Origin of the sequence: Dactylosporangium sp. NPDC049742, from assembly GCF_040674675.1 — a bacterium.
In the GTDB taxonomy this organism is placed as follows: domain Bacteria; phylum Actinomycetota; class Actinomycetes; order Mycobacteriales; family Micromonosporaceae; genus Dactylosporangium; species Dactylosporangium maewongense.
In genome coordinates this window covers 1-26812 of sequence record NZ_JBFANF010000096.1, presented here as the reverse complement: position 1 = coordinate 26812, position 26812 = coordinate 1, and the positions used below count along the sequence as shown (strand labels likewise).

The window sequence follows — 26812 nt, the reverse complement described above, 5'->3', positions numbered from 1 at the left end:
GGCGGGACCCCGGTGAGCCGGGGTCCCGCCCTTGGCGTTCGTCAGGCCGCGGTGCAGGCGGTGCCGTTCAACGTGAACGCGGACGGCTTGCCGGTGTTGCCGGTGTGGTTGGCCTGGAAGCCGAACGACGCCGACCCGCCCGGCGGGATCGCCGCGTTGTAGCTGACGTTCCGCGCCGTCACCGCGCCGGAGGCCGGTGTGACGGTCGCGTTCCAGGCCGACGTGACGGCCTGCCCCGCCGGCAGCGTGAACCCGAGGGTCCAGCCGTTGACGGCGGTGCTGCCCGCGTTGGTGACGGTGACGGCCGCCGTGAGCCCCGTGTTCCAGGCGTTCACGGTGTACGACACGCGGCAGCCCCCGGCCGGCGGGTTCGACGGCTGACCCGACGGCGACGACGACGGGCTCGACGGCGGGGTGCTCGACGGCGGCGGGTTGGTGCCGTTGAGCCCGAAGAACGCGATCACCATCGCGGCCTGCCCGGCGAGCGGCAGGTTGTGCCCGACGCCGGCGAGGCTGATCGCCTCAACGGGGGCCATGGTGCCCGCGTTGCCGTAGCGGGTGCGGGTCCAGCCCGACTGCGGCTGATCGGTCAGCACCGGCGTCTGGCTCACCCCGAGCACGTTGGTCCACTGCTCGATCTCCTCCCCGAAGTTCGGGTAGGCGAGCGTCGTGTCGTTCGTGCCGTGGAAGACCTGCATCCGCGGCCGCGGCCCGGTGTACCCGGGGTAGGCGGCCCGGACCAGGTCGCCCCACTGCTGCGGGGTCTTGTTCAGCTGGCCGCCGGAGCAGGTGCTGTTCCACGACGAGCCGTCCGTGGTGGCGAAGCACCCGAACGGCACGCCCGCGAACGCGGCGCCCGCCTTGAACACGTCGGGGTAGTCGCCGAGCAGCACGTTGGTCATCATCGCGCCGGACGACGCGCCGGTGACGAAGACCCGGTCCGGGTCGCCGTTGTTGTGCTGCAACACGTACGTGACCATCGACATGATGCCGACCGGGTCGCTGCCGCCACCCCGCCGCAGCGCCTGCGGCGACGACACGTCGAAGCAGTTGCCGCTGCGGGTCGCCGACGGGTAGACGACGATGAACCCGTACCGGTCGGCCAGCGAGGCGAACTCGGTGCCGGAGTAGAACGCCGGACCCGACCCCGTGCAGTAGTGCGCCGCCACGAGGACCGCGGGACGGGCCGCGACGGTGTTCGGCACGTACAGGTGCATCCGCAGGTTCGTGGGGTTGGTGCCGAAGTTCGTCACCTCGGTCAGGGTCGCCGCCGACGCCGGTGCCGCGAACCACGCGATCCCGGCGACGGCGAGCACCACGGCGGCCGCGGCCGCTCTGATCAGACGCATTGCCGGGCCTCCTCAGCTCGCGGCGCAGGTGGGGCTGAGCGTGCCGGCGGTGCCGGTGGCCTGCAGCCCGAACTCCGTGTACTGCCCGGCGGAGAGGCGGCCGTTGTAGGACACGTTGCTCCAGGTGTTGCCGGACCTGGTGGTGCTCCAGGAGTTGGTGACGGTGGCCCCGCTCGGCAGCGGCATCGTGACGGCCCACGCGTTGGTGCCGTTCGCGCCGGCGGTGACCCGGACGGTCGCGACGAACCCGCCCTGCCACTGGTTGACCGACACCGTCGCCGTGCAGCCACCGGACGGGATCGGCGGCTGGCTGCTGCTGCTGCTCACCGGCGGCGTGCTGGGCGGCGTGCTGGTCGGGTTGCCGCCGCCGAGCGCGCCGAGCGTTGCGGTGTAGGCGGCCTTCTTGTTGCCGTTGCCGTCGAAGAGCAGCGGCGTGCCCGACGCCCGCCACGAGTCGCTGTCCCGGATGCCCCACACGGTGATTCCCGTGCACCGGCTCACGTTGAGGCACGCCTGCGTGACCTTGCGGAAGTTCTCGGCCTGCGTGCTGCCGGAACCCTCGATGTCCAGCTCGGTGATCTGCACGTCGACGCCGAGCGCCGCGAAGCGCTGCAGGTTCGCCTGGTAGTCCGACGGGACCGGGCTCGCGCTGTTGAAGTGCGACTGGAAGCCGACGCAGTCGATCGGCACGCCGCGGGACTTGAAGTCCTGCACCATCGCGTAGACGGCGTTGGACTTCGCGTTCTGCCCGTCGGTGTTGTAGTCGTTGTAGCAGAGCTTCGCGCCCGGGTCGGCGGCCCGCGCGGTGCGGAACGCGACCTCGATCCAGTCGTTGCCGGTGCGCTGCAGGTTCGAGTCGCGCCGCCCGCCGCCGCCCCCGTCGGCGAACGCCTCGTTCACCACGTCCCAGGCGTAGATCTTGCCCTTGTAGTGGGTGGCGACCTGGGTGACGTGGTTGACCATCGCGTTGCGCAGCGCGGTCCCGGACAGGTTCTGCGCCCAGCCCGGCTGCTGCGAGTGCCACGCCAGGGCGTGCCCGCGGACGCGCTGGTTGTGCGCCTGGGCGTGCGACACGATCTGGTCCGCGGAGCCGTAGGAGAACGAGCCCTGCGTCGGCTCGGTCGCGTCCCACTTCATCTCGTTCTCCGGCGTGACCATGTTGAACTCGCGGTCCAGGATGCCGGAGTACACGGAGTCGCTGAGCTTGTACGCGGCGACGGCGGTGCCGAAGTAGCGGCCCTGCTCGGCGGCGGCGGCACCGAGCGTGGACGCGGCGGCGTCGGCGGTCGCCGCGATGCCCAGCGTCACGACGACGGCCAGGGCGCCCGCCCCGGCGACGCCCAGCTTGCGTTTCTTGTCCATTCCAGAGGCCCTTCGTTTCGAAACATTGCCTGGCGGTGACCCGATCAGCATCACCGAATCCCGCTGCCCGCCGGCCGCCTTCTTCGCGGAATTCCCGCACTGACCGGGCATGCCCTGCGTACGCGCTCCGACCTGCCAATTTTCGAAAAACTCGGACTGAAAGTTTCATTGATCGACACCGAAGTTCCGTGATTCGCTGTACGGATGCGTACGACGGAAAGGACGTCGGGAGTGGTGCGGTTACGGTTCGAGGGGCACCGCGACGCGGCCGGGCCGCTGACCGTCGGGCAGCGCAACATCGCGAAATGGCTCCTCGACGCGCCGCACGCGCCGGCCGCGGTCCTCGCACAGTCATTCGACGTCCCGCCGGGCTCCACTGTGGATGACGTCGCCGAGTGCTTCCAGGTCCTGCTCTGCCGGCACGAGGGCCTGCGCAGCACCTACCGCCTGGGCGACCCGGGCTCGCAGCACGTTCTGGCCGCCGGGTCGCTGCCGCTCCTCTGCTCGGACGCAGCCGACCTCGCCGACCTCGTCGGCCTTCTCCGGGCCGCGCCCTTCGACCCCGCGGCGGTGGCGCCGGTCCGCTTCGGGGTGACCATCCACAATGGATTCGTTGTGGCGGCGGCCGTCGCCGTGTCGCACATCGTCGCCGACTTCCAGGCCCTCGCGATCCTCGCGGCCGAGTTCGCCTCGCTGATCCGCGACCCCGCCGCCCGGGTCCTCGGCGCGCCCTTTGTGCAGCCGCTCGACCGGGCCACACTGGAGCAGCGGCCCGCCCGTGCGAGGCGCATGGAGCAGGCGCTGCGGCACTGGGAGCGGGCGCTGCGGGTGGCGCCGGCCCACCCGTACACCGGACCCCGGAGCGCACCGTCGACCGGCTCCGGCGCGTATGGCATCTCCTCCCCCGCCGCGGCCGCCGCCCTCGCGCACATCGCCGCCCGCACCGGCGCCAGCCGCCCGTCGATCGTGCTCGCCGCGTTCTGCGCGCTGCTGTCCCTGCGTACCGGCGACACCACCTGCCGCTTCGTCACGCTCTCGGCGAACCGCTTCGAGTCCGACCTGCTCCGCTACGTCGGCACCCTCGCCCAGGCCACGTTCCTCAGCGTCGACGCGGCCGCCCCGACCTTCGACACCCTGGTCGGCCGCTGCTTCGGCGCCGTCCTCCAGGCCGGCCTGCACGGCACCTACGACGTGTACCGCCAGCACGAGCGCTCCGCCCGCCTGGCCGCCGAACGCGGCATCGCCCCAGCCTTCGAGCCCGTCTTCAACAGCATCGTCATGGACGCCGCGCCCACTGCCGGCGCCCTGCCCGACATCGCCTCGGCCCCCGCCACCGAGACCCAGTGGGTCGACCTGCCACCCACCGACGTCCTGCTGCGCTTCGACCTCGGCAGCGTCGAGGACAGCATGGTCGCCCGCCTCTGGACCGGCGACACCGGCCGCGTCACCCCCACCGAGGCCCACGCGCTCCTGCTCGCGCTCGAACGCCTCATCGTCGCCGCCGCCCCCGCCGACCTGCCGCACTCCGCCGTCGCGGCCGCCCTGGCCCTCCCGCCGCTCGACCGCCCGCCGGGCTGGCTCCTGGTCGACCACTGCTGGGTCGACCTCGCGGAGATCCAGGCCCTCCTCGACACCGCCCTGTCCCCCGCCCCGTCCCGCGTCTTCGCCTCGGCGGACGGCGATCCGCTGGTGGCGTACGTCGCGGTCGTCCCCGGCGGCCCCACCACCCCGGAGGACGCCCACCGCCGCTGCCTGTCAGCACTCCCCGGCCGCCACGCAGCCATGACCCCCCGCCACTACGTCCTGTGCGCCCATCCCCCGTCCGACCCCACCACCCTGCCCGCCTGGCAGTCCACCCCGGTCCTCTCCTCAGGCCCCGGCCGCCCGTCCAGGCGGTGAGCACCTGGTGATCAAGTGACCGGGGTGTCAGGCGGGCTGGAGGGCGGTGCCTGGGGGTTCCGGGAGGTCGGTGGTGGCCGGTGTGGGGGCCAGCGTCACGAGGTGGCGGCGGCGGGCCAGCCAGGTGATCACGGCGACGTACACCGGTAGCAGCAGCACGTCGGCGGCGAGGAACTGCCACTCGGCGCCGGCGACGGTGTCGGTGGCGTCGAGTTCGCCGAAGGCGGCGGCACCGGCCATGCCGACGAGGTTGTTGACGGCGTGCAGGGCGATGGCCGCCTCGAGGCCGCCGGTGCGGACCGTGAGCCAGCCGGTCGCGATGCTGTACAGGAGCAGGTCGGCGTAGCCCCAGGGGGTGCCGTCGCCGTGCATGGCGGCGAAGACGACGGCCTGGACGGCGAGGGGCAGCCACAGCGGGCGGACGTACGCGCCGACCGCCTGCAGGAGCCAGCCCCGGCACAGGTACTCCTCGCCCGCCGACTGCAGCGGGACCAGCACGAGCAGCATCAGCACGGCCGGGATGAACGCGCCCGCGCCGACCCAGGCGCCGGACTCCTCGACGCCATAGTCGCCGGTCAGCGCGTACAGCAGGTTCGTGCCGACCAGCAGCAGCACGATCGTCGGCACGGCGACCAGCGCGCACACGCCGAGCCAGCGCAGCCGGAGCCGGCCCTGCACCGACGAGACCGTCCCCGGGCGGCGGCGCTGCACCCACCACGCGGCGAAGAACACGCACGGGATCAGCATCGCCAGGGCGAGCAGATCCAGGCCGAAACCGGCGATGTCGCCCCAGTCGCTCATGCCGGACTCGTTCACCGGCCGGCGGGCGATGCTCCCGACAACGTCCGCGCCCGCATACACCACCGCGACCGCCACGGCCGTGGAGACGAGCAGGACGACGGTGCCGAGCACCGGCCGCCACCAGCGGTGCGCCTCGTTGCGGGCCAGCCGGTGGAACGGCACACCCGGCTCGTCCGTGATCGTCATGCCGGCCATTGTGCGGCACGCGATCCCGGCCCGCGATCCCCCGTCACGGCGGTGCCGGCGGGCGATGTGTGCGTCGCGCCGCCGGCACCTGACGAACCGGCGTCGTCAGCGCAGTGGGACGTCCACATAGGAGCCGCCGGCGACGGTGGCCGTGGAGCCGAGGGTGTTCGCGTCGTAGTACAGCGGGTCGGTCGTGTCGACGACGAGGGTCAGCGAGTGGCCCGCCGGCACGTCGTACGCGGTGGCCGACAGCGAGAAGTCGAGGCTGCGGCTGCCGGTCGCGGTGCCGAGCCAGGTCGCCGGGGCGTGCGTGATGAGCTTCGCGTTGCCGAGGCCGTCCAGGTCGTACAGGTACGCGACGACCGTGCCCTGCGCGGCGGTGCCGGTCAGGTTCAGGTGGACGCGGGGGATGCCACGGATCCGGGCCGCGGTCGACGGGCGGTCCGACGCCCAGACGCCGGCGCGGAGCCGGTCGACGGACGGCAGCCAGATCTGCGGCAGGATCCCGGTGAGCGCGGCGGCGCCGTTGGTGAGCAGGACGACCCCGCCGTCGGCGGTCGTGTTCAGGTCGCCCGGCAGGGTCTTGCTCCAGCCCGAGGACGGGTTGCCGCCGAGCAGTCCGGTGCCGTCCCACCAGCGGATCTGGCCCAGGCCGTACCGGCGGGGACTGCCGCTGAACGAGGACCAGGCGGAGTAGGACTCGGTGGCGGCGTTGTGCGGCTTCACGAGCACGCCCGGCTCCTGGTCGATGCCGGTGGCGACGCCCGCGAGGTACTGGTCGAACCAGCGCGACGCGCTGCTCCACACGTCGTTGGGCAGGCCGGCGACGCCGGTGAGCTCGGCGATCGCGTGGTCGCCGGGGCGCAGCTCGAGCCGCTTCGGCCCGGCGAGCCGGCCGTAGAAGTCGGCGAGCTGGTTGGGCGGGAAGATCGAGTCGCCCCACGAGTTGGCGATGAGGACCGCCGGCCGGCTGGCGTTGATCGCGTCGAGGTAGGTCGCCGCGGACCGTACGCCGGCCCACTCCATGATCTGGGCGACGTTGCGGTTGGCGTTGAAGTCGTCGAGCTTGCCGGTGAGGTCGGGGCCGGCGTTGCCGAGCAGGGCGGCGGCGAGCTGGAGCAGACCGGCCGACTGCCGGTGGCGGGTCTGGTCGCCGTACAGCGAGTAGACCAGGTCCGTCCATCCGCTCATCGCCACGACGGCTCGGATCCGGCGGTCGAAGGCCGAGCCGAGGAGGCTGATGCCGGCGCCGTACGAGATGCCGCCGGCGCCGATCCGGGCCGGGTCGGCGGCGGTGTTGGCGATCGTCCAGTCGATGACGGCCGACAGGTCGGCCATGTCCTTCGGCCCGGCGGTGTCGATCTCGCCGCCGGAGGCCCACCAGCCGCGCGGGGTGTAGGAGACGACGACGTACCCGCGGCCCGCGAAGGCCTTCGCCTGGGCGATGTACTCGAGGTCGTTGAGGCCCCAGCTGGCGGGGAACACGATCGCCGGGTAGCGGCCGGCGGCGGACGGGGCGATCACGTTGGCCTTGAGGACCACGCCGCCGGCGCCGGTGATGTCGACGAACCGGAAACCGGTGGTGGCGACGGCCGCGGCCTGTGCAGTGGCGGCGGCCGGTGCAGCGGTCGCGGGGGCGGGGTTTGCCGCGGTCAGGACGGCGGCGGCGAGCACGGACAGCAGGCAGACGGGCAGGGATGTTCGGCGCTTCGCCATGCGCCCTCCTTCATCGGGCGGGGGACAGGCAGGGGCGGCTGCCTCGGTGGCGGGAGCGTAGAAGCGGGTACCGAGAATTTGAAGTTCATGACATTATCGTTACTAGTCGGTAACATGAGGGGTCGCTGTGCCGGTTTTGAGGGGGTGGAGGCCGTGTTGTACGGCGTACAGACGCCGCGCCGCCGGGACGCGCAGCGCAACCGCTCGGCGATCGTCGAGGCCGCCACCGAGCTGATGCTGGGCCGGCACACGACGGTGCTGATGCCGGAGATCGCCCGGCGGGCCGGCGTCGGCCAGGCGACCCTCTACCGGCACTTCCCCGACCGGCAGGCGCTGACCGCCGCGGTCGTCGCGCACGAGCTGGCCCGCCTCGAGGCGTTCGTGGCGGCGAGGGCCGACCGCCCGGCCGCGTTCCGGGACGTGCTGGCCGAGCTGCTGCGCACGCAGATCGCGATGCGCCCCCTGGTCCTGCACGTGCGGCGGCTCGATCGGCAGACGCGCGACCGGTACCAGCAACGCATGATCACCACGCTCACGGCGCCGCTGCGCAGCGCCCAGCAGGCCGGCCTGGTCCGGTCCGACCTCACCCCGGCGGACCTGGCGCTGCTCTGCACGATGATCGAGGGGGTGGTGGAGGCCGCCGACCCCGACGCCGCGACGCGCTCGATCGACCTCATGCTCGACGGCGTCTGCGTCACCGCCCCGCAGGCGTAGGCGCGTCGTCCGGCAGCAGTCCCGCCGCCTTGAGCGCCCCCCACAGCCGCGGCGGCACCGGATGCGCCAGGAGCCCGGCGCTGCCGGCGACCTCCTCCGGCGTCCTCGCGCCGACGACCACCGCAGCGACCGCCGGATGCCCGAACGCGAACTGGATCGCCGCCGCCAGCGGTGGCACGCCGTGCGCGGCGCACACCTCGCGGACCGCCCGGACCCGGTCGAGCAGCGCCGCGGGGACGTCCGGGTAGCCGTACGCCGCCCCGGTCCTCGGCTCGGCGAACAGGCCGGCCTGGAACACGCCCGCCGCGAGCACCGCCACCCCGTGCCGCGCGCACAACGGCAGCAGGTCGGCCAGGCCGGACTGGTCCAGCAGCGTGTACCGCCCGGCGAGCAGCACGCAGTCCGGCCCCGGCGCCGGCGCCTCCCGCAGGAACCGCGCCGCGACGTCCGCGTGGTTGACGCCGAGCGACACCGCCCGGATCACGCCGGCGGCGCGCAGGTCCGCGAGCGCCCGGTACGCCTCGCCGAGCGCCACCGGATAGTCGAGGTCGGGGTCGTGGATGTGCAGCACGTCGACCCGGTCGAGCCCGAGCCGCTCCAGGCTGTCCTCGACGGATCGCCGCACCGCCCGGTAGCCGAAGTCCAGCCGCGGCCCGACCCCGGGCGGCGGGTCCGCCCAGATGTCCTGCGTGTCCGGACCGCCGGGCTCGATCAGCCGGCCGACCTTGGTGCACAGCACGAACTCGTCGCGCGGGCGCCCCCGCAGCGCCGCCCCCGACCGGGTCTCCGAGCGGCCGTACCCGTACACCGGCGCCGTGTCGAACAGCCGGATCCCGAGCTCCCAGGCCCGGTCGACGGTCGCCGCCGCCGTCTCGTCGCGCACCGGCGCGAACAGCCCACCGAGCGACGCGAGCCCCAGCCCGAGGCGGCTCACCCGCAGCCCGGTCCGGCCCAGCTCCACCACGTCGTCGGCCCGCACCCCACGATCATGCCCTGCCCGCGACCGCCCGTGGTCGTGACGCGCGACGCACGGCGGGTGTCAGCGGCACGACGGTCCGGCGACCCGCCGGCGCCTACCGTGGCGCCCATGACGCTGACGCTGCCGCGCAGGCTCACGGCCACCGCCTGCCTCACCCTCACCCTCACGGCGTGCGGCTTCTCCACCGACCCGTTCGACTACGGCGACGGCAAGCGCATCCGGCTCGCCGTCGAGCAGCTCTTCGGCGAGCTGGAGCGCGCCGACTACACCGCCGCCGCGTCCCACTGGTGCGACGCCGCCGGCGCGGCCCCGCCCACCGCCGACGAGCTCCGCGCCGACTTCACCGACCTCGCCCGCCCGTGGAAGACGAAGCTCGTCTCCTCCCAGCACACCGACGACGGCACCGGCTTCGCCAACCTGACCCTCACCGACGGCGGCGGCGCCGGCCACCCGTACAACGTCGACTTCCACCTGACCGGCGACGCCGCCGAGGTCTGCGACGTCGACACCGGCACCATCCAGATCGACGTCGACGTCTGATCAGCTCATGAAGCCAGGGCTTTGACCTGGGCTGCGGTGAGGGCGCGGTCGTAGGCGCGCACGTCGTCGACCGCGCCCGCCCAGTAGTCGACCGGGGCGCCGCCCCACCGGGCCCGGCCGATGACGAGCGGACCGGTCGCGGCGTCGGCCGTGCACGCGTCGATCTGCCGGGCGATGACACCGTCGACGTAGAGGCTCAGGTGCCCGGCATTCGCGTCCCGCACCCCGGCGAGGTGATACCAGCGGCCCGTGACCGGGGTGAACGGGGCGAGCGCGCGCCGGTCGGCGAAGCTCATCGCGAAGGTCTTGTCGGCGCCGCTGTACTGGAGGAAGAACGCGCTGCTCGTGGCGCCGTCCTGGCTGACGACGGTCCGGAACGCCCCGGCCGCGTCCAGGCGCACCCAGGCGGCGACCGTGTAGTTGCCGGTCGTCGGCAGCACCGCCCGGCCCGTGTCCGCGTACTGGCCGGAGCCGTTGAGCAGCAACGCCTGCCCGGCGTGCCCGGCGGTCCACTGTGGAGCGCCGACGAGGGTCGCGCCGCCGGCGGTGCCGTCGAACGGCCACGTCGACACGGCCGTGCCCTGCGGGCGGCTGACCGGCCCGCAGAACGAGGCGACACCGACCTGGTCCGGCGGCGGCGAGCCCCAGGTCGACGCGGCCGTGCCCATCGTGAGGTTCAGGGTTCCGCCGGTACGGACGAACGACTCCGGCAGCCAGCTCCGGCCGTACGCGACGCCGTCCAGCGTCGCGGACTGCACGTACTGCGCCGCGTCGGTCGTGGCGGGCGCGTCGATGACGATGCCGACACCGTTGTCGCGGGCCACGTGCACGGTGGGGAAGAGCGGGCTGCCGACGAGCAGCTCCGCCCGGCCCGGCACCTGCGGGAAGACGCCCATCGCCGCGAACACGTACCACGCGGACATGGTGCCGAGGTCGTCGTTGCCGGGCAGGCCGCCCGGGCCGGTGGCGTAGACGGTGTCGACGATCTCCCGGGTCGTCGCCTGCGTCTTCCACGGCTGCCCGAGCCCGTTGTACAGCCACGGCGTGTGCAGACCGGGTTCGTTGGCGGGGTCGTACCGCAGCGCGCTGCCGCCCTTGACGGCCCAGTTGCCGACGGTGTTGCGCCACCAGTTGGCCCGCTCCAGCATCGTCGCCTGCTCGGCGGTCCGGCCGAGCCGCTGCGCCCACATGCCGAGGGAGAAGTCGGCGAGCGAGTTCTCCAGGGTCTCCGCGGCGCCACCCCAGCAGTGGCAGGCGTCCTGCGGCGCGTAGTGCGACGCCAGGTACTGGTTGAGGGCGGGCCGCTGCCCCGTGCACTGCCCCGGGCACCCGCCGTCGTTGAGCGCGTCGACGTTCTGCACCGTCGCCTGCCGCAGCAGCGACGCGTACGCGCCGGCCGTGTCGAAGTGGTCGGCGCCCATCGCCACGAACGTCGCGAGCGTCGGCGCCGCCGGGTCGCCGGTCATCACGTGCGTGGCGCCGTTGTTGTGCAGCCAGCGGTCCCAGATCCCGCGGTTCTGCTGCGCGAACTGGAACATCGACTGCGCGTAGTCGCCCGCCACCGCCGGCTTCAGCAACGCGAGCAGCTGGATCTGCGCCCGGTACTGGTCCCAGCCGGAGAACGTGCCGTACTGCGCGCCCTGCCCGGCGCTCACCTGGTGCACGGCCAGGTCGGTGCCGAAGTAGCTGCCGTCGACGTCGCTGACCAGGTTCGGCTGCAGCAGCGAGTGGTACAGCGCCGTGTAGAACGTGGTCCGCTGCGCGGTGCTGCCCCCGCCGACCTGCACCGCCCGCAGCTGCCGCTGCCAGTCCTCGAGCCCCTGCGCCGCCACCGTCGGCACCGACACGCCGGCGGGCAGCTCGGTGTCCCGGTTGCGCTCGGCGCCGGCCAGGCTCACGTACGAGATGCCGATCCGCATCCGCACGTCGCTGCCCTGGGCGAACGACACCCAGCCGCCGGACCCGCGCCCGGCCCGGTCCGCGCCGGTCGCGTACCCCTCGCCGCCGGTGGCGCGGGTGCCGTTCGGCTGCAGCGTCCCGTTGACCCAGGTGCCCGTGCCCGTGACCGGCTTGTCGAACTGCGCGCTGAAGTACAACCGGTAGTACGTGCGCCGGTTGTTCGTGCCGCCGTTGGCCCGCCGCCCGCAGAACGCCCCGGTGAGCACCGACCCGCGCACCGTCCGCCCGGCCGCGTCGATGGTGATCTCGGCGTCCTCGCTGCCGTTGAGCGAGTTGGACGTGCGGAAGAGCAGGTTCGCGGGCTTCCCCGCGGGGAACGTGAACTGCCCGACCCCGGCCCGCGCCGTCACCGCCAGGTCGGACCTCACCCCGTTGTCGAGGGTGACGGTGTACCGGCCGGGCTTCGCGCTCTCGTTCGCGTGGCTGAAGTTCGTGGCGTACTTCGCGTCCGTGCTGTCCGCCGACGGCGAAGAGTCCACGGCGCCGGCGAACGGCAGGATCGGCACGTCCCCGGCCGCCCCGGGGTTGCACCCGGCCCCGTTGACGTGCGTCAGGCTGAGCCCGCGGATCCTGGTGACGTCGTACTGGTAGCCGTTGGCCGCCCCGGTCGACGTCTGGTCCCCCCGCGTGCTGGTGGGGCTCCACGAGATCATCCCGAACGGCCGCACCGCCCCGGGCCACGTGTTGCCGTCCCTCGCCGACCCGAATACCGGGTGCCCTGGTGGAAGATGTTGCCATACAGGTGCCAGCGGGCCCGCGCACGCGCGTCGGCGTCCTGCGACCGCAGCGCCAAGATCAGGTCCGGCACGTCGGCCGCCGAACCGTAGGCGTGCCCCAGCTCGGCCCACGGCACGTCACCGAGGCGCTCCAGAGGCGACGAAAACGGCTGCATGGCCCGCACGGTACCGCCGAGGTATGACATTTTCCGGGACCGGTGACGGCCTGGGTGGTCGTCACCGGTCCGGATGGTCAGGCGAGCCGCGGGCGACGGCGGCGGCTGCCCAGGACCATGAGCGTCGCGCCCGTCGGGATCATCGTCGAGCCGACCAGGATCAGGTCGAGCAGGCCGAGGCCCGTCACCGCGAGCGCCGTGCCGAAGACGTACGCGGAGTAGAACGACTCCGCGGTCTGGCCGTAGGCGTCGGTGACCCGGTAGCGGACCTTGCTCGCCTGGCCGGCGAAGCCGGTGATCGCGACGAAGCTGATGTGCCCGTTCGCCGGTTGCAGCACGTACGTCCCCTGGCCGGCGATCCGGACCACGACGGCGGGGCGGCCGCGGGCGTCGAGCAGGGTGATCGAGCCGCCGGCCGGCACGGGCAGCGTGGCCGTCTGCGTCTTGTCCGGCGGGCCCTGCGTGGTCCGGCTCGGCGGCGCCGGCGGGGCCGGGATCGTCACCAGCGGCGTGTACGTCGCGTTCGCCGTCTGCCCGTACGCGTCGGTCACCCGGTAGTCGACCGGCGGCAGCTGGCCGTGGAAGCCCAGCACCGGCGTGAAGACGACGGTGGCGGCGCCTTCCTGCTGCGACGGGTTCGGCACGGTGCCGGCGGCCGCGATCGAAGCGCCGCCCGCGTCGGCGAGGTGCAGCGTGTAGGTGCCCTTGCCGGGGAAGAACAGGGACGTGACCGCGTTACCGTCGGCGTCGATCAGCGCGATGGTGCCCTTCGCCGGCACCGGCAGCGTCGCCGTCTGCGGGGTGACGCCCACGCCGCTGGTGGTGCGGTCCGGCGCGGCCGGCGGCGGCGGGATCGTCACGGTCGCGGTGTAGGTCGAGTCGCCGTGCTGCTCGTAGGCGTCGGTCACCCGGTAGGTGGCGGCCGTCGCGACTCCGATGTAGCCGGCGAACGGCGTGAACGTGAGCGTCTTGTCGGTGCCGTTCCAGCCGTACGTGCCCTGCCCGGGCACCGTCAGCGACGCGACCGTGGTGCCGCCGGACACGAACTCGACCGTCCCGCCCTCGGGCACGTCGACGTCGGCCGTCTGCGTCGCGGTGCCGAGGCCGGTGGTGGTCTTCGCCACCGGGTTCGGCCTGGCGGGTTTCGTGACGGTCGGCGTGTACGTGGAGTCGCCCGACAGACCGGCGGCGTTGGTCAGCCGGTACTTGACGGGGGTGGCCGTGCCGAGGAACCCGGCGACGGGCGTGAACGTGATGACGCCGGTGGCCGGGGTCAGCACGTACGTGCCCTGCTTCGCGACCGTCACCTTGGTGACCTGCTGGCCGGTGGCGCCGAGCAGCGTGACGGTGCCGCCCGACGGGACGGTCGCCGTCGCGCTCTGCGGCGTGGTGCCGAGACCCGTGCTGGTCAGCGCGGCGGGCGTCGGCGCGGTCGGCGCCGGCGGGGCGGCGACCGTCGGCGTGTAGGTCGAGTTCGCGTTGTTCTCGCCGACCTTCACCCGGTACCCGACCGGGGTCGCGGTGCCGGAGAAGCCGTCGGCGGGGGTGAACGTGATGTCGGCCTGGTTCACGGTGTACGTGCCCTGCCCCGGGACCGTGAGGGTGGTGACCTGCACGTTGGATGCGTCGAGCAGGAAGACCGTCCCGGTCAGCGGCACCGGCACCGTCACCGTCTGCGCCGTCCCGTACGGGCCGGACGACGTCAGCGGGGACGCGGTCGGCGGCGTGACCCACTGGATGACGACCTGGCCGTTCTCCTCGGCGCCACCGGTCCCCGACTGGTGCAGCGTCGCGGTGTCACCGGCGGACTTGTCGTCGGTCGCCTGGTAGGTGTAGGCGCCGAAGACGCCGCTGTTGTGCTTGTACCCGGAGCCGCCGCCGGCCGATCCGGCGAACTTGACGCTGGCGAAGTTCGCCTTGCAGTCGCCGCCACCACCGCCGTAGTAGCCGCCACCGCCACCGCCGCCCGGCTTGTAGCCGTCGCCGCCGGCGCCGCCCTGGAACGCGGCGCCGTCGTCGCCTTCCCCGCAGCCGTCGTTGCCGGCCGCCCCGCCTGCGATCTGGGAGCCACCGCCACCGGCGGTGCCGGTGCCCACCCCGCCGGCGCCGTTCGCGCCGCCGCCACCGCCGCCGTCGCTGGACGTCTCGATCGAGGCCGCGCCGCCGCCACCGGCGATGAGCAGCGGGCCGACACCGTAGGACGTGGACCAGATCGCGGACATGCCGCCGCCGCTGCCGCCGTCCTCGAGGGCGGTCTCCACCAGCCCGCCGTCGACCTCGCCGCCGCGGCCGCCGGCTCCGTACGTGCCGACGGCGGAGTTGGGTTTGCCGCCCTCGCCGACGGTGATCGTGAGGACCTGGCCGGGGCTGACGGCGATCGAGCCGGTCGTGTACCCGCCGCCGCCGCCCTTGCCCTCCAGCGAGCTCGCGCCGCCGGCACCGAACAGGGCGGCCTCGATCAGCGTGATCCCGGGCGGCACGGTGAAGGTCTGGTCGGCCCCGGTGTACGTGAACCGGACGCAGTCGGTGCCGTTGGTCGGCGTACACGTGACGGCGGCCGCCCGCACCGGCGCGGCGTGGATGAACGGCACGATCACGCTCGTCGTGGCGACGGCCAAGGCCACGCCCGCCGTTCGCCGCCGCCTGCGGGTGCTCGCCGCGCGATCGCGGCAAGCACCGAACTTCTGCTCCAACCTGCTCTCCCCCGTAGACCTGATACCAAAAATCACCTTAAACAGGGAAAACATTCACCTAGGTGGTATTTCGGATATCAGGCGTACGGATGAGGACCGCGGGGCCCGATGGCACGGCGTGGCTGTCGTGCCCGGGCATGGGACTTGACAGGGGCCCGCGGGCAGCGCCCCGAACGGCGCACCGCCGTGCGGATCGCCAGCCGGCGGGGCCGGGATGCCCTAGGCTCGCCGCATGGTGGAGACGCAGACACACACCCTCGCGCTGCCCGGTGCGGACCTGGTCTATGACGTCCGCGGGCCGCTCCCGCCCGCCGGCGGGCGCCCGGTGCTGTTCATGATCGGCCAGCCCATGACTGCCGACGGGTTCACCGAGCTCGCCGGCCACTTCGACGACCGCACTGTCATCACGTACGACCCCCGGGGCCTCGGGCGGAGCGTGCGCAGCGACGGCCGTAACGACAACACGCCACAGCAACAGGCGGCGGACCTGCACGCGCTGATCGGCGAGCTCGGCGCCGGCGCGGTCGACATGTTCGCCACCAGCGGCGGCGCCGTGACCGCCCTCGAGCTGGTCACGGCCCACCCCGGCGACGTCGCCACGCTGGTCGCGCACGAGCCGCCGATCAACGCGGTGCTGCCCGACGCGGCCGCCGCCGAACGGGCCCGGGCCATGTTCAACGACGCCTACGAGGCGAAGGGGGCAGGCGCCGGCATGGCCGCGTTCATCCTCATGACGTCGTGGCAGGGCGAGTTCACCGACGAGTTCTTCGACCAGCCGACCCCCGACCCGGCGATGTTCGGCATGCCGGCCGACGACGACGGCAGCCGCGACGACCCGCTGCTGTCGAAGCGGTCGTGGCCGATCACCGACTACCGGCCCGACGCGGCGGCGCTCACCGGCGCACCGGCCCGCGTCGTGGTCGCCGTCGGCGAGGAGTCAGCGGGCACCTACACCGCCCGCACCTCCGACGGGACCGCGGCGCTGCTCGGCCAGGAGACGACCGTCTTCCCCAGCCACCACGGCGGCTTCATCGGCGGCGACCACCCGTACGCCGGCAAGCCCGCGGAGTTCGCCGCCAAGCTCCGCGAGGTGCTGGCGTAAGCAACAGCCCGCCTCAGCTGGAGCCGCGGAGGGTGAGCGTGGTCGGCAGGCGGGCGGCCGGTGGGAGGGCGGGGTCGAGCAGGCGGCTGATCGCCGAGGCGGCCTCCTCCTCCACCGGCATGTAGACCGACGACAGGTCCGCGGCCTCGGCGAGGGCGCTGCCGTCGAAGCTGACCACGGCGACGTCGTCGGGCACCTTCCGGCCCGCCTCGCGCAGCGCCTGCAGGACGCCCATCGCGGACACGTCGCACGCCGCGAAGACCGCGTCGAGGTCCGGCTCCAGGGTGAGCAGCTCCCGCATCGCCGCGTAGGCCCGCGCGCGGGTGAAGTCGCCGTCGACCGACAGGACGGTCTGGCCGGCGGCGGCCATCGTGCGCAGGAAGCCGGCCTTGCGCTCCCGCGCGCACGGGGTCGCCGGGCCGAAGACGGCGCCGACGCGGCGGCGGCCGGTCGCGACGAGGTGGGTGGCGGCCTGGTGGCCGCCGCCGTAGTTGTCGGGGGCGACGAACGGGATGCCGGGCGCGGTCTCGCCCAGCGCGACCGTGCGGGTGCGGCGCAGGGCGGCCGCGGCGGCCGCCGGCATGTTGATGAGGACCTGGCCGAACGGCGGGTCACCGGCCCGCGCCGGCGGTGCCGGGACCTGCCTGACCTGCAGCGCGACGTCGTGGCCGGCGAGGGCGCGCAGCGCGCCGGTGAGGACCCGGCCGTAGAACGGTTTGACGCTGAGCGCGGCCGGGTCGGGGTCGACGATGAGGACCTCGATGTGCTCCGGGCGGCTCGACCCGGCCCGGCCGGTCGCCAGGGCCCGCGCGGCCGCGTGCGGCTCGAAGCCGAGCTGCGTGGCGACCTCACGGACCCGGCGGCGCATCGCGTCCGTGGTGCCGGGCAGGCCGTTGATGGCCCGGGACGCGGTCGCCCGGGACACGCCGGCCACCCGCGCCACGTCGGCGAGCTTCGGACGCTGCTGTTCCATGCCGTAACGGTAGTCGATCAACTGCCGCTGAGCGCCCGCTCCAGCTGGCTCTTGTTCATCGACGAGCGGCCCTTGACGTCGCGGCGCTTCGCCTCCGCGTACAGCTCGTCGCGCGACTGGTTCCCACTGGCAGCGCCGGCGCGCGACTGGTTCCCACTGGCAGCGCCGGCGCGCGACTGGTTCCCACTGGCAGTGCTGGCGCGTGACTGGTTCCCGCGGGCGGCGCCGGCCCGGGGTTTGTCGGAGGACCTCATGGTGGCGGACGGCTTGCCGAGCTCCTGCCAGCGCGTCTCGGTCATGTCGACGCCGTGCCGCTTCGCGGCGCGCTTGATGCGCTTGAACGCCTCCGCCCGCTCCGCGTCGGTCGCGTCGCGGACCTGGTCGAACCGCGCGATCGCGTTGCGCACGTGCGACGCGTCGTTGAGCGGTTCCTTGCGCTGGCGGGGGAACGCGTAGGCGCTGTCGGGCATCGCGTTCCGGTCGCCGGCATCCAGCTCGTTCTTACTCTGTCTGCGTGCAGCCATACTGCTGCTGTACCCCGGGATCCGCCGCTGTACCCCCGGGATCCGCCGGTCCATGCCGAGCGCGGGCGGCCCGGGTGGGCCTACAGGTGCGGGCCCAGGAGGGTGAGGTCCGCCGCCGAGAGCCGGTCGCGCGCGGTCTTCGCCTGGTGCCAGTACGGGTAGAGCAGCTTCAGCGCGCTCACCTCGTCCAGCCGGCGGCGCTCCTCGTCGGTGAGGACCAGGTCGGCGGCGGCGAGGTTGTCGGCGAGCTGCTCGCCGGTGCGGGCACCGATCACCAGCGACGTGACCGCCGGGCGGCCGAGGATGTACGCGAGGGCGACCTGTGCGGCCGAGACCCCGTGCCCCGCGCCGATCTCCACGAGGGCCTCCACCGTGTCGTGGAGCTTCTCCTGGTCGTACACCGGCGGCTCGTCCCACTCGCTGAGGTGGCGGGCACCGGCCGGGGGCTCGACCCCGCGCCGGTACTTGCCCGACAGCAGCCCGCCCGCCAGGGGACTCCAGACCAGGACCCCGAGGTGCTGGTCGACGGCGGCGGGGATCAGCTCGTACTCCGCGTCGCGGGCCTGCAGCGAGTAGTAGATCTGCTGGCTGACGGGGCGCGGCAGGCCGTGCATGATCGCAGTGCCGACCGCCTTCATCAGCTGCCAGCCGGCGAAGTTGGACAGGCCGACGGAGCGGACCTTCCCGGCGCGGACCAGCAGGTCCAGCGCCTCGAACGTCTCCTGCAGCGGCGTCACGCCGTCCCACTCGTGCAGCTGGTAGAGGTCGATGTGGTCGGTGCCGAGCCGGCGCAGGCTCGCCTCGCAGCCGGCGATGACGTGCTGCCGGGACAGGCCGGCGTCGTTGGGGCCGGGCCCCATCGGCATGCGCACCTTCGTGGCGACCAGGACCTCGTCGCGGCGGCCCTTCAGGACCTCCCCGACAATCTTCTCCGACTCACCCGAGGAGTAGACGTCGGCGGTGTCGATGAGGTTCACCCCGGCGTCGAGGCACATGTCGACCTGTCGGCGCGCCTCCTGAACGTCGGTGGCGCCGACCGCGGCGAAGCCGCCCTTGCCGCCGAACGTCATCGTCCCCATCGTGAGGACGGACACCATCAGACCGGACCGGCCGAGCGCGCGATACTCCACGCCGCCACCATACCCACGGACCACTAGGGTGTGCCGGTGCGTAATGAGGATTCGCCCGTGCTTCCGTCGTCGTGGCTCGCCGGGATGTACCCGCGGCGGGGTGGCACGGCCGTGCCGCCGCCGGCCGGGGTGAAAGACGCGGTGAAGAAGTTCGAGCGCCTCGTCGCGACGAAGGCCGGCGACCTCGCCGAGTCCCTGGCCCGCCCCGAGACCGACGCCGAGGTGCGGGAGGCGGCGGAGGGGTTCCCCGCCGGCGGGACCGCCGCCGTGCCGCCGCTCGGCGCCGCCGCCGTCACCGCGAAGGTCCTGCGCAAGCTCGCCGGCTCCCGGGTGGACACGGCCGTGGTCGCGGACGCCTGGATCGCGGCCCGCGGGCCGGTGTTCGCCGCCGTCGCCGCGGCCGAGCTGGCCGGGCTGCGGGTCGGCGAGCCCGGCACGAGGTTCCACCAGCGCCACGAGCCCGTCAGCCGCCGGCTGCCCGCCGAGTCCGGCAACCTGGACTGGATGCCGATCCTCGGCCGGGTCCGGGCGCACCTCGTCCACGAGGCGGACCCGTCACCCGTGCGCGCCGCGCTGGCGGCGACGCGCGCCGCGCGGGGCCCGCTGTCGCAGGCCGCGGCGGCGTTCCTGCTGCCGCAGTGCACGGACTGGGTCGACGAGGACGTACTGGTCGCGAACACCGCCGGGAAGGGGGACGTGGTCAGGCTCGTCCTGTGGTCGCTCGGCGACGGGCGGCAGCTGGACCGCTTCGACCCGGCCTACTGGCGCGAGCACCTCATCGAGTCCGACGCCTCGCTGGCGACGGTCCTGGACGGGGTCGGCGCCGCGATCGTCCCCGTCCTCGGCGAGCGGATGGGCATGCTGCCCTCGTGGCGGGGCGACGTGCTCGGCCGGATCGCGACCGCCCTCGCCGCGCTGCCGGACGACGACGCGTTCCGGGCGCTCGCCGCGCACGCCGCCCAGCCGCACGCGCTGCTCGCGCTGTTCGACGCGGCGCAGCGCTCCCCCGCCCGCGCCGTCCGCCTCCTCGAAGGGGCCGAGGGCCCGGCCGGTGCGCTGTGCGAGGCGTACGCCGCCGGGTACTCCGGCGCGCCCGAGGATTCCGGTGAGGCGCCGGCGCCGCTGGACGGCGGACCGGCGCCCGACCTGCCCGGGTGGGCGGACGCCGCGATCCTGCCGCGCGTCCGGCTGCTCGGCGGCGGCGTCCTGCCGGTCGACGCCGCCCGGCGGCTGGTCGCGCTGCTGAGCCGGTCCCGGGCCGGTGCGGCGCCGGCCGGGCTCGCCGAGGTCGTGGCGGCGTGCGACCGGGCGTCCCTCGCCGCGTTCGGCTGGGCGCTCTTCCAGCGGTGGCAGTCGATCGGGATGCCGTCCGGCGCCACGTGGGCGATGCACGGCCTCGCCTGGATCGGCGACGACGACGTGGTGCGGCGGCTGACCCCGCTCATCAAGGTGTGGCCCGGCACCGGCGGGCACCAGCGGTCCGTCGCCGGGCTGTCGGTGCTGACCGGGCTCGGCACCGACGTGGCGCTCATCCACCTCAACGACGTCGCGGAGAAGGTCAAGTTCGCCGGGCTCCGCTCCAGCGCGCGCGGCATGCTGCACACCGTCGCCTCGCGGCTGGGCCTGACCGGCGAGCAGCTCGCCGACCGGCTCGTGCCGGACCTCGGCCTGGACGACAGCGGCGGCCTGGTGCTCGACTACGGGCCGCGCCGGTTCGTCGTCGGCTTCGACGACCAGCTGCGCCCGACCGTCGCCGACGAGGCCGGCAAGCGGCTCAAGTCGCTGCCGAAGCCCGGCGCGCGGGACGACGCCGCCCTCGGCCCGGCCGCGTACCAGCGGTTCACGGCGCTCAAGAAGGACGTGCGGACCCTCGCCGGCGACCAGATCGGCCGGTTCGAGCGGGCGATGGTGACCGGTCGTTGCTGGACGGCGGACGAGTTCGCCTCCTTCGTCGTCGGTCATCCGTTGGTACGGCACATCGCCCGCCGGCTGGTCTGGACGTCCACAGTGGACTTCCGGGTGGCGGAGGACGGCTCGTACGCCGGCGTCGACGACGACACGGTCAAGCTGGCCGGTGACGCGCCCGTCTCGGTCGCCCACCCGCTACGCCTCGGTGACGTGGCCCGGTGGGCCGAGGTGTTCGCCGACTACGAGCTGCTCCAGCCCTTCCCGCAGCTGGCCCGGGAGACCTACGCGCTCACGCCCGAGGAGGCGAAGGCCACCGGGCTCACCACGTTCGACGGCCGGGTGGTGCCGTCGGGGCGGGTGCTGGGCCTCGAACGGCTCGGCTGGAGCCGCGCCGCGCCCCAGGACAACGGGCACCAGCCGTGGATCGAGCGGCCGCTGCCCGACGGAGCGCGCGCCTACGTCCGGGTGGAGCCGGGCTTCTCGATCGGCCGCCCCGGCGAGCACCCCGAGCAGACGCTGCACGCGCTCATCGTGTCGCGGACCCGCATGGGGTACTGGCGCAACGCCACCGGCGACGTCGAGCTGGGCGCGGTGGACGCGGTGGCGATGTCGGAGCTGCTGCGCGACCTGCACGGCCTATCCCGCCCGTAGCCGCTCCAGGCCGTCCAGCAGCAGGTCCAGGGTGAACTCGAACTCGACCTGGCTGTCGCACCAGCCGAGCGTGGGGTCGGCCGCGGCGTGGACCTCGGCGGCGACCATGGCGGTCAGGTGCGGCACGGTGGCGGCCATCGCGGCGAGCTCCGCCTCGGTGGCCTCGACGTCCATGCTGCCGCCGGCCGCGGCGGGGCTGAACACCTCCTGCGCGAAGCCGAGCGGCATGCTGCCGAACGCGTGCACCGCCCGGTGCGCCAGGCGGTAGGTGAACCCGGCCGCGACCAGGGTGCCGAGGATCCCGTCGTAGTAGCCGATGACGCTCATGGGGATCGTCCGGCGGGTGCCGAGCAGCGCCGGTGCCCACGGGTGCCGCAGCATCACCCGGCGGGCGGCGAGGAACCGCCGGCGCAGCACCTCCCGCCAGTCCTCTCCCCCGCTCCCCCCGCCCGCGCCCGCCACGACCTCGGCGACCACGGTGTCGGCGACGCCGTCGAGCAGCGTCTCCTTGTCGGGCACGTGGTGGTAGAGCGACATCGCCTCGACGCCGAGGTCCGCGGCGAGCCGCCGCATCGTCAGCGCCCGGATGCCGTCCGCGTCGGCCAGGGCCACCGCCGCGGCAAGGACCTTCTCCCGGCTGAGCGCACTCCGCATTGCGTCACCTTACAACGTATGGTTACCTTACCTTGTAAGGTTGACCCTCGTCTCAGGAGGAGACATGGACCCGCTGGTCCGCACCGCCCGCGTCACCGGCCTGCTCTACCTCGGCCTCGCCGTCGCGGGCGGGCTCGGGTTCCTGCTCGTGCGCTCGCGGCTGTTCGTCGACGGCGACCCGGCCGCCACCCTGGCCAACGTCACCGCGCACGGGTCGCTCGCCCGCGCCGGGGTCGCCCTGGAGCTGCTGACCGTCCTCACGCAGGCCCTGGCCGCGCTGTGGTTCTACCGGCTGTTCCGCACCGCGGACAGCTTCGCCGCCGGCGCGATCGCGGTCTTCGGCACCGTGAACGCGGTCGTCATCCTGGTCAGCGCGGCGCTGCTCAGCACCACGCTGTCGGTGCGGGACGGCGCGCAGGTCCAGCTGCTGTACCTGGTGAGCGGCGCGCTCTGGAGCGCCGGCGGGATCTTCTTCGGCCTGTGGCTGATCCCGATGGGCTGGTGCGTGCTGCGCTCCGGCTGGATGCCCCGCGCCCTCGGCTGGGTCCTCGTCGCCGGCGGCGCCGGCTACGTGCTCGCCGCGTTCAGCGAGCACGCCGTGCCGGCGGCCGCGGACCTGCTGGTCCTGCCCGCGACCGTCGGCGAGCTGTGGATGGTCGGCTACCTGATCGTCCGCGGCGTGCGCCGGACCGCCCCGCAGCCGGAGGCCCAGCTCCAGCCGCAGCCGTAGGTCTCAGCCGCGGTCGTGGGCCCCGGCCGCGGCCTCAGCTGTAGTCGAGGGAGAAGCTGTTGTCGACGAAGGCGGCCCGGCCGGCGGTGCCGGTGATCTCGAAGCCGAACTGGGCCTGGCCGATGGTCACGTCGCCCCACCAGTTCTGGGTCCGCAGCCACTGCAGGACCGCCAGGACGTCGACGGTACCGGCGTTCGTGGTGCTGGTCCGCACGAAGGAGAAGACGGCGTTGGCGCCGTTCGAGCCGCGGTAGACGTTCCAGGTGTGGCCGCCGACGTTGACGTTGCGGGCGTTGGGGACCGCGCCGTTCGCGTCGTACGACTCGGCGATCGGGCCGACCGCGCCGTGCTGGTTCGCCCAGATCATTACCTCGTAGGCGTTGTTGTTGGCCCAGATGTCGTACGCGGTCGCGTAGTCGCCGTCGGCGGGCACGCTGACGTTGAACGAGCTGCGCACCGAGCTGAGCGAGCTGAGCGTGCGGTTGAGCGTCTTGCCGGTGTGCGGGTAGGACTTCACGCCGCTGGTCCGCGGGTGCTCGGCGACGACCCCCCAGTTGGTGCCACTGCGGGCCCAGATGGTCTGCGGCCCGGCGCCGGAGCCCCAGACGTCGTTGATGACGGTGTACCCGTTGTTCGTCCACTGGTCCCAGGCGCCGGTGGCGACCCAGGCGGCGTCGGACGGCACGCCGGTGCCCGGGTTGGACGGCGTCGAGCTGGGCGTCCTCGACGGCGTCCGGGACGGCGTCGGGCTCGCCGTGGAGACGCCGCCGGCGCAGGCGGTGCCGTTGAGGGTGAAGCTCGCCGGCACCGGGTTGCTGCCGGTCCAGGACCCGTTGAACCCGAACGAGGTGCTCGCCCCGGTGGCCAGGGACCCGTTGTAGCCGGCGTTCTTCGCGGTGACCTGCGACCCGCTCTGGGCCACGGTCGCGCTCCACGCCTGGGTCACCGTCTGCCCGGCCGAGTAGGACCAGACGACGGTCCAGGCACTGACCGGGTCGCCGAGGTTGGTGACGGTGACGTTCGCGCCGAACCCGCCCGGCCACTGGTTGGCGATGGCGTACGTGATGCGGCAGCCGGTGGCGGCCGACGCGTTCGGCGCCGTGACGACGACGCCGGCCGCAGCCGCGCCGAGCGCCGCGGTGGACAGGAGTACAGCGGTGCGCCTTCGCATGGCGGCCCTTCCTTCGCTGACATGCGTGCTTGACACGCGTCGAAGCGCTTCGACTGGCTTCGCGTGGGGAAGGTAGGCGCACGCATCGACAACGGTCAACCGGTGGCGGTCCGGGCAGCGGGCGGGGCGTGAAAGTTACGGTCCCGGTTGGCCAGGGACGCGTCGCCGCCGTAGTGGGCGAGCACGCGCGGGTCCATGATCCGGCGCCACAGCGGCGGGACCAGCGCGACGACCACCATCGTCGCGTAGCCGGCCGGCAGCCGCGGCGACACGTCGAACGTGCGCAGCGTCTGGTACCGGCGCAGCGGGTTCGCGTGGTGGTCGCTGTGCCGCTGCAGCTGGAACAGGAAGACGTTCGTGACGAGGCGGTCGCTGTTCCAGCTGTGCCGCGGGTCGACCTTCTCCGGCCGGCCGGTCCCGGTCGGCTGCCGCAGCAGCCCGTAGTGCTCCAGGTAGTTGACGGCCTCCAGCAGCGAGAAGCCGGCCACCGCCTGCAGCGCGAGGAACGGCAGCACCGTCCAGCCGTGCACCGCCGTCAGCGCCGCGAACAGCAGCACGGTCATCGCCCACGCGGTCAGCACGTCGTTGCGCCACGTCCACGGGTTGCGGCCGCGCAGCCTCAACCGCGCGGTCTCCAGGCGCCACGCGGAGCGCAGGCTGCCGGCGACGGTGCGCGGCCAGAACCGCCAGAACGACTCGCCGAGCCGGGCGCTCGCGGGGTCCTCCGGGGTCGCGACCCGCACGTGGTGGCCGCGGTTGTGCTCGACGAAGAAGTGCCCGTAGCCGGTCGGGGCGAGCGCGATCCGCGACAGCCACCGCTCCACCCGCTCGCGCTTGTGGCCCAGCTCGTGGGCGGTGTTGATGGCGATGCCGTTGACGATGCCGGCCGTCAGCACCAGCCCCGCACCGGCGGCGGGCCCGACCCCGGCCGCCCACTCCCGGCAGGTCACGACCAGCGCCGCGTACTGCGCCGGCAGGTACAGGTACGTGATCCACCGGTAGTACGGGGAGCGCTGCAACGCCGGCACCGCCTCCTCCGGCGGGTTCTGCCGGTCGTCGCCGAAGGCGAGGTCGACGAGCGGGATCAGCCCGAAGACGACGACGGGCGCCAGCCACCAGCCCCACGGCCCGGCGGGGCCTCCGGCCAGGGCGAGCCCGGCGAAGGCCAGGGCGGGCACGACGAGCGCGAGGGGCCAGAGCGGCAGGCGGCGGTCCCGCCAGGCATCGACGGTCATGCCGCCATGGTTTACACGAACCGTCTCCGTGTCAAGAATCTGGACGCGTCAACGTCCGACGTCTACCATGCTGCCGGTGACGTACCGGGAGACGAACCGGGCGCGGCTGCGCGAGACGCTCGTGACCGCCGCCCGGGACCTCACGATCGGCAGCGGCTGGGAAGGCGTGCGGATGGCGGACGTCGCCGTCGCCGCCGGGGTGAGCCGCCAGACGGTCTACAACGAGTTCGGCGACAAGGCCGGCCTCGCCGAGGCCCTGGCGGCGCGGGAGATCGGGCTGTTCGTCGGCGACGTGCGGGCAGTACTGCTGCGCCACGGCGCCGACATCCGCGCCGCCGGACACGCCGCGATCCGGCACACGCTCGTCGAGGCGGACGCCAACCCGCTCATCAAGGCGATCCTCACCGGGGCCGACGGGCTGCTCCCCTACCTCACCACCCGCCTGGAGCTGCTGCTCTCGGCGGCCACCGCCATCGTCGTCGAGTGGGCGGGCACCCACCTGCCCGACCATGACCCGAAGGTCGTCGCGGTGGCGGCCGAGTCGATCGTACGGCTGGTCGTCAGCCACATCGTGCAGCCGTCGCAGCCTCCCGAACGGACCGCGGAGGAGCTGACGGACGTGCTGGTGCGCCTGCTCGTGCCGTAAGCCGGCCGTCGACCAGGTCGTACACCTCGTCGACGTGCTCCAGGCCGTCGTGGCGGTGGGTCAGCAGCAGCACCGTGCGGCCCGCCGCGGCGTCCAGCAGGTCGGCCATGAGCGCGGCCGCCTCCTGCTCGTCGAGGCCCTCGGTCGGCTCGTCGAGCACGAGCACCCGCGGCCCGGCGAGCAGCGCCCGGGCCATCGCGAGCCGCCGCCGCTGCCCGCCGGAGATGGTCGCGCCGCCCTCGCCGAGCCACGAGTCGAGGCCCTCCGGCAGGCTGCCGAGCCACGCCCCGAGCCGCGCCCCGGCCAGCGCCGCGCGGAGCTCGTCGTCCGTCGCCGCGGGCCGGGCGAGGAGCAGGTTCTGCCGCACCGTGGTCGCGAACACGTGGTCCGCGGCGTCCCCCACGAGTCCGATGGTGGAGCGCAGCACGGCGTCGGGCAGGTCCCGCAGGTCGAGGCCGCCGAGCGTGACACGGCCCTCCCGGGGGTCGAGCATCCGCACCAGCACCGCCGCGAGCGTCGACTTCCCGCTGCCCGACGCGCCGAGCACCGCGACCCGCCGCCCCGGCGGCAGCCGCAGGTCCAGCCCGCGCAGCGCGGGCCCCCGCCCCGGATCCCAGGCCGCCGCGAGGTGCTCCACGGCCAGGGTCAGGCCGTCCCCCACCGCCGCGGCGTCCCCTGTGGACGGTGCGGCGGACGGTGCGGCGGGACGGGGCAGCGCGGCGACGGCGGCGAGGCGGCCGGTCGCCCCGGCGGCGGCACGGCGGGCAATGGCGGCGTCGGGAAGGGTCAGGTCGTCCCCCACCGCCGTGGCATCCCCCGTGGACGGTGCAGCCGGACGGGGCAGCGCGGCGACGGCGGCGAGGCGGCCGGTCGCCCCGGCGGCGGCACGGCGGGCGATGGCGGCATCGGGGAGGGTGAGGACGGGCTCGGCGAGGGCGACCGCGCCGAGGAGCATCAGGGGTGCTCAGGGAAGCCGGTACTGACGCGCCGGACCGGTC

At 73.8% G+C, this 26812-nt stretch carries 22 protein-coding genes; 7 read left to right on the top strand and 15 right to left on the bottom strand.

Annotation, left to right across the window (positions count from 1 at the left end; all coding sequences use genetic code 11):
* Positions 1 to 41: 41 nt before the first annotated feature.
* Complete coding sequence (locus AB0J72_RS54665) at positions 42 to 1349, bottom strand: PHB depolymerase family esterase (protein WP_363415842.1); 1308 nt, start codon at positions 1347 to 1349, stop codon at positions 42 to 44.
* A gap of 12 nt (positions 1350 to 1361) precedes the next feature.
* Positions 1362 to 2711: an endo-1,4-beta-xylanase gene (locus AB0J72_RS54660; protein WP_363415839.1), complete on the bottom strand. Its 1350-nt coding sequence runs from the start codon at positions 2709 to 2711 to the stop codon at positions 1362 to 1364.
* A 204-nt stretch (positions 2712 to 2915) separates the two neighbouring features.
* Here AB0J72_RS54660 and AB0J72_RS54655 point away from each other — a divergent pair, with 204 nt between their 5' ends.
* On the top strand, positions 2916 to 4610 hold the full coding sequence (locus AB0J72_RS54655; RefSeq protein ID WP_363415836.1) for a hypothetical protein: 1695 nt from the start codon (positions 2916 to 2918) through the stop codon (positions 4608 to 4610).
* Positions 4611 to 4637: 27 nt separating this feature from the next.
* Here the strand turns inward: AB0J72_RS54655 and AB0J72_RS54650 are convergent, their stop codons facing one another.
* Together AB0J72_RS54650 and AB0J72_RS54645 are read right to left on the bottom strand one after the other, a co-directional pair.
* A complete protein-coding gene (locus AB0J72_RS54650; RefSeq protein ID WP_363415833.1) occupies positions 4638 to 5597 on the bottom strand; it encodes a type II CAAX endopeptidase family protein in 960 nt (319 codons plus the stop codon).
* Between the two features lie 105 nt (positions 5598 to 5702).
* Positions 5703 to 7313: a CocE/NonD family hydrolase gene (locus AB0J72_RS54645; protein ID WP_363415830.1), complete on the bottom strand. Its 1611-nt coding sequence runs from the start codon at positions 7311 to 7313 to the stop codon at positions 5703 to 5705.
* Positions 7314 to 7466: 153 nt separating this feature from the next.
* Between AB0J72_RS54645 and AB0J72_RS54640 the strand changes: the two genes are divergently transcribed.
* Positions 7467 to 8027, top strand: a complete 561-nt coding sequence (locus AB0J72_RS54640; protein WP_363415827.1) for a helix-turn-helix domain-containing protein — start codon at positions 7467 to 7469, stop codon at positions 8025 to 8027.
* On the opposite strand, the gene AB0J72_RS54635 is transcribed toward AB0J72_RS54640, so the two are convergent.
* Positions 8008 to 9006 (bottom strand): aldo/keto reductase, encoded by a 999-nt coding sequence (locus AB0J72_RS54635; RefSeq protein ID WP_363415824.1) that lies wholly within the window; start codon positions 9004 to 9006, stop codon positions 8008 to 8010. The two genes, AB0J72_RS54640 and AB0J72_RS54635, sit on opposite strands and share 20 nt — an antisense overlap.
* Positions 9007 to 9114: 108 nt before the next feature.
* On the opposite strand from AB0J72_RS54635, the gene AB0J72_RS54630 reads away from it, so the two are divergent.
* Complete coding sequence (locus AB0J72_RS54630; protein WP_363415821.1) at positions 9115 to 9546, top strand: hypothetical protein; 432 nt, start codon at positions 9115 to 9117, stop codon at positions 9544 to 9546.
* Between the two features lie 5 nt (positions 9547 to 9551).
* Here the strand turns inward: AB0J72_RS54630 and AB0J72_RS54625 are convergent, their stop codons facing one another.
* From AB0J72_RS54625 to AB0J72_RS54615, 3 genes are all read right to left on the bottom strand, one after another.
* Positions 9552 to 12158 carry a glycoside hydrolase domain-containing protein gene (locus tag AB0J72_RS54625; protein ID WP_363415819.1) on the bottom strand — a complete coding sequence of 869 codons (2607 nt, stop codon included), beginning with the start codon at positions 12156 to 12158 and terminating at the stop codon, positions 9552 to 9554.
* On the bottom strand, positions 12155 to 12397 hold the full coding sequence (locus AB0J72_RS54620; protein ID WP_363415816.1) for a hypothetical protein: 243 nt from the start codon (positions 12395 to 12397) through the stop codon (positions 12155 to 12157). Before AB0J72_RS54620 ends, AB0J72_RS54625 begins: the two co-directional genes overlap by 4 nt.
* 77 nt (positions 12398 to 12474) lie before the next feature.
* Positions 12475 to 15021, bottom strand: a complete 2547-nt coding sequence (locus AB0J72_RS54615; protein ID WP_363415813.1) for a glycine-rich protein — start codon at positions 15019 to 15021, stop codon at positions 12475 to 12477.
* A 301-nt stretch (positions 15022 to 15322) separates the two neighbouring features.
* On the opposite strand from AB0J72_RS54615, the gene AB0J72_RS54610 reads away from it, so the two are divergent.
* On the top strand, positions 15323 to 16192 hold the full coding sequence (locus tag AB0J72_RS54610; protein WP_363415810.1) for an alpha/beta hydrolase: 870 nt from the start codon (positions 15323 to 15325) through the stop codon (positions 16190 to 16192).
* A 13-nt stretch (positions 16193 to 16205) separates the two neighbouring features.
* On the opposite strand, the gene AB0J72_RS54605 is transcribed toward AB0J72_RS54610, so the two are convergent.
* The 3 genes from AB0J72_RS54605 to AB0J72_RS54595 all read right to left on the bottom strand — a co-directional run bounded on the left by AB0J72_RS54605 (position 16206) and on the right by AB0J72_RS54595 (position 18819).
* Positions 16206 to 17165, bottom strand: coding sequence for a LacI family DNA-binding transcriptional regulator (locus tag AB0J72_RS54605; RefSeq protein WP_363415807.1), 960 nt, complete (start codon positions 17163 to 17165; stop codon positions 16206 to 16208).
* 17 nt (positions 17166 to 17182) lie between these two features.
* On the bottom strand, positions 17183 to 17689 hold the full coding sequence (locus AB0J72_RS54600) for a DUF6582 domain-containing protein (RefSeq protein WP_363415804.1): 507 nt from the start codon (positions 17687 to 17689) through the stop codon (positions 17183 to 17185).
* A gap of 80 nt (positions 17690 to 17769) precedes the next feature.
* On the bottom strand, positions 17770 to 18819 hold the full coding sequence (locus AB0J72_RS54595; RefSeq protein ID WP_363415801.1) for an aldo/keto reductase: 1050 nt from the start codon (positions 18817 to 18819) through the stop codon (positions 17770 to 17772).
* A 36-nt stretch (positions 18820 to 18855) separates the two neighbouring features.
* Between AB0J72_RS54595 and AB0J72_RS54590 the strand changes: the two genes are divergently transcribed.
* Positions 18856 to 21378 (top strand): DUF4132 domain-containing protein, encoded by a 2523-nt coding sequence (locus AB0J72_RS54590; RefSeq protein ID WP_363415798.1) that lies wholly within the window; start codon positions 18856 to 18858, stop codon positions 21376 to 21378.
* On the opposite strand, the gene AB0J72_RS54585 is transcribed toward AB0J72_RS54590, so the two are convergent.
* Positions 21364 to 22032 carry a TetR/AcrR family transcriptional regulator C-terminal domain-containing protein gene (locus AB0J72_RS54585; protein WP_363415795.1) on the bottom strand — a complete coding sequence of 223 codons (669 nt, stop codon included), beginning with the start codon at positions 22030 to 22032 and terminating at the stop codon, positions 21364 to 21366. The two genes, AB0J72_RS54590 and AB0J72_RS54585, sit on opposite strands and share 15 nt — an antisense overlap.
* A gap of 64 nt (positions 22033 to 22096) precedes the next feature.
* Here AB0J72_RS54585 and AB0J72_RS54580 point away from each other — a divergent pair, with 64 nt between their 5' ends.
* A complete protein-coding gene (locus tag AB0J72_RS54580) occupies positions 22097 to 22762 on the top strand; it encodes a DUF4386 domain-containing protein (RefSeq protein ID WP_363415793.1) in 666 nt (221 codons plus the stop codon).
* A gap of 34 nt (positions 22763 to 22796) precedes the next feature.
* Here the strand turns inward: AB0J72_RS54580 and AB0J72_RS54575 are convergent, their stop codons facing one another.
* Both AB0J72_RS54575 and AB0J72_RS54570 read right to left on the bottom strand, forming a co-directional pair.
* Positions 22797 to 23933: a cellulose binding domain-containing protein gene (locus AB0J72_RS54575; RefSeq protein WP_363415790.1), complete on the bottom strand. Its 1137-nt coding sequence runs from the start codon at positions 23931 to 23933 to the stop codon at positions 22797 to 22799.
* Positions 23934 to 24028: 95 nt separating this feature from the next.
* Positions 24029 to 25168, bottom strand: a complete 1140-nt coding sequence (locus tag AB0J72_RS54570; RefSeq protein WP_363415787.1) for an alkane 1-monooxygenase — start codon at positions 25166 to 25168, stop codon at positions 24029 to 24031.
* A gap of 67 nt (positions 25169 to 25235) precedes the next feature.
* On the opposite strand from AB0J72_RS54570, the gene AB0J72_RS54565 reads away from it, so the two are divergent.
* Positions 25236 to 25814, top strand: coding sequence for a TetR family transcriptional regulator (locus AB0J72_RS54565; RefSeq protein ID WP_363415785.1), 579 nt, complete (start codon positions 25236 to 25238; stop codon positions 25812 to 25814).
* On the opposite strand, the gene AB0J72_RS54560 is transcribed toward AB0J72_RS54565, so the two are convergent.
* Complete coding sequence (locus AB0J72_RS54560; protein ID WP_363415782.1) at positions 25729 to 26769, bottom strand: ABC transporter ATP-binding protein; 1041 nt, start codon at positions 26767 to 26769, stop codon at positions 25729 to 25731. The two genes, AB0J72_RS54565 and AB0J72_RS54560, sit on opposite strands and share 86 nt — an antisense overlap.
* Positions 26770 to 26812 lie beyond the last annotated feature (43 nt).

Excerpts from the sequence above, each read along its gene's own strand:
- AB0J72_RS54625 (WP_363415819.1), bottom strand. The coding sequence starts at position 12,158 with ATGATCTCGTGGAGCCCCACCAGCACGCGGGGGGACCAGACGTCGACC.
- AB0J72_RS54610 (WP_363415810.1), top strand. The coding sequence starts at position 15,323 with ATGGTGGAGACGCAGACACACACCCTCGCGCTGCCCGGTGCGGACCTG.
- AB0J72_RS54620 (WP_363415816.1), bottom strand. The coding sequence starts at position 12,397 with ATGCAGCCGTTTTCGTCGCCTCTGGAGCGCCTCGGTGACGTGCCGTGG.
- AB0J72_RS54605 (WP_363415807.1), bottom strand. The coding sequence starts at position 17,165 with ATGGAACAGCAGCGTCCGAAGCTCGCCGACGTGGCGCGGGTGGCCGGC.
- AB0J72_RS54630 (WP_363415821.1), top strand. The coding sequence starts at position 9,115 with ATGACGCTGACGCTGCCGCGCAGGCTCACGGCCACCGCCTGCCTCACC.
- AB0J72_RS54565 (WP_363415785.1), top strand. The coding sequence starts at position 25,236 with ATGCTGCCGGTGACGTACCGGGAGACGAACCGGGCGCGGCTGCGCGAG.
- AB0J72_RS54645 (WP_363415830.1), bottom strand. The coding sequence starts at position 7,313 with ATGGCGAAGCGCCGAACATCCCTGCCCGTCTGCCTGCTGTCCGTGCTC.
- AB0J72_RS54600 (WP_363415804.1), bottom strand. The coding sequence starts at position 17,689 with ATGGCTGCACGCAGACAGAGTAAGAACGAGCTGGATGCCGGCGACCGG.
- AB0J72_RS54655 (WP_363415836.1), top strand. The coding sequence starts at position 2,916 with ATGCGTACGACGGAAAGGACGTCGGGAGTGGTGCGGTTACGGTTCGAG.
- AB0J72_RS54560 (WP_363415782.1), bottom strand. The coding sequence starts at position 26,769 with ATGCTCCTCGGCGCGGTCGCCCTCGCCGAGCCCGTCCTCACCCTCCCC.
- AB0J72_RS54575 (WP_363415790.1), bottom strand. The coding sequence starts at position 23,933 with ATGCGAAGGCGCACCGCTGTACTCCTGTCCACCGCGGCGCTCGGCGCG.
- AB0J72_RS54580 (WP_363415793.1), top strand. The coding sequence starts at position 22,097 with ATGGACCCGCTGGTCCGCACCGCCCGCGTCACCGGCCTGCTCTACCTC.
- AB0J72_RS54585 (WP_363415795.1), bottom strand. The coding sequence starts at position 22,032 with ATGCGGAGTGCGCTCAGCCGGGAGAAGGTCCTTGCCGCGGCGGTGGCC.
- AB0J72_RS54570 (WP_363415787.1), bottom strand. The coding sequence starts at position 25,168 with ATGACCGTCGATGCCTGGCGGGACCGCCGCCTGCCGCTCTGGCCCCTC.
- AB0J72_RS54665 (WP_363415842.1), bottom strand. The coding sequence starts at position 1,349 with ATGCGTCTGATCAGAGCGGCCGCGGCCGCCGTGGTGCTCGCCGTCGCC.
- AB0J72_RS54660 (WP_363415839.1), bottom strand. The coding sequence starts at position 2,711 with ATGGACAAGAAACGCAAGCTGGGCGTCGCCGGGGCGGGCGCCCTGGCC.
- AB0J72_RS54650 (WP_363415833.1), bottom strand. The coding sequence starts at position 5,597 with ATGACGATCACGGACGAGCCGGGTGTGCCGTTCCACCGGCTGGCCCGC.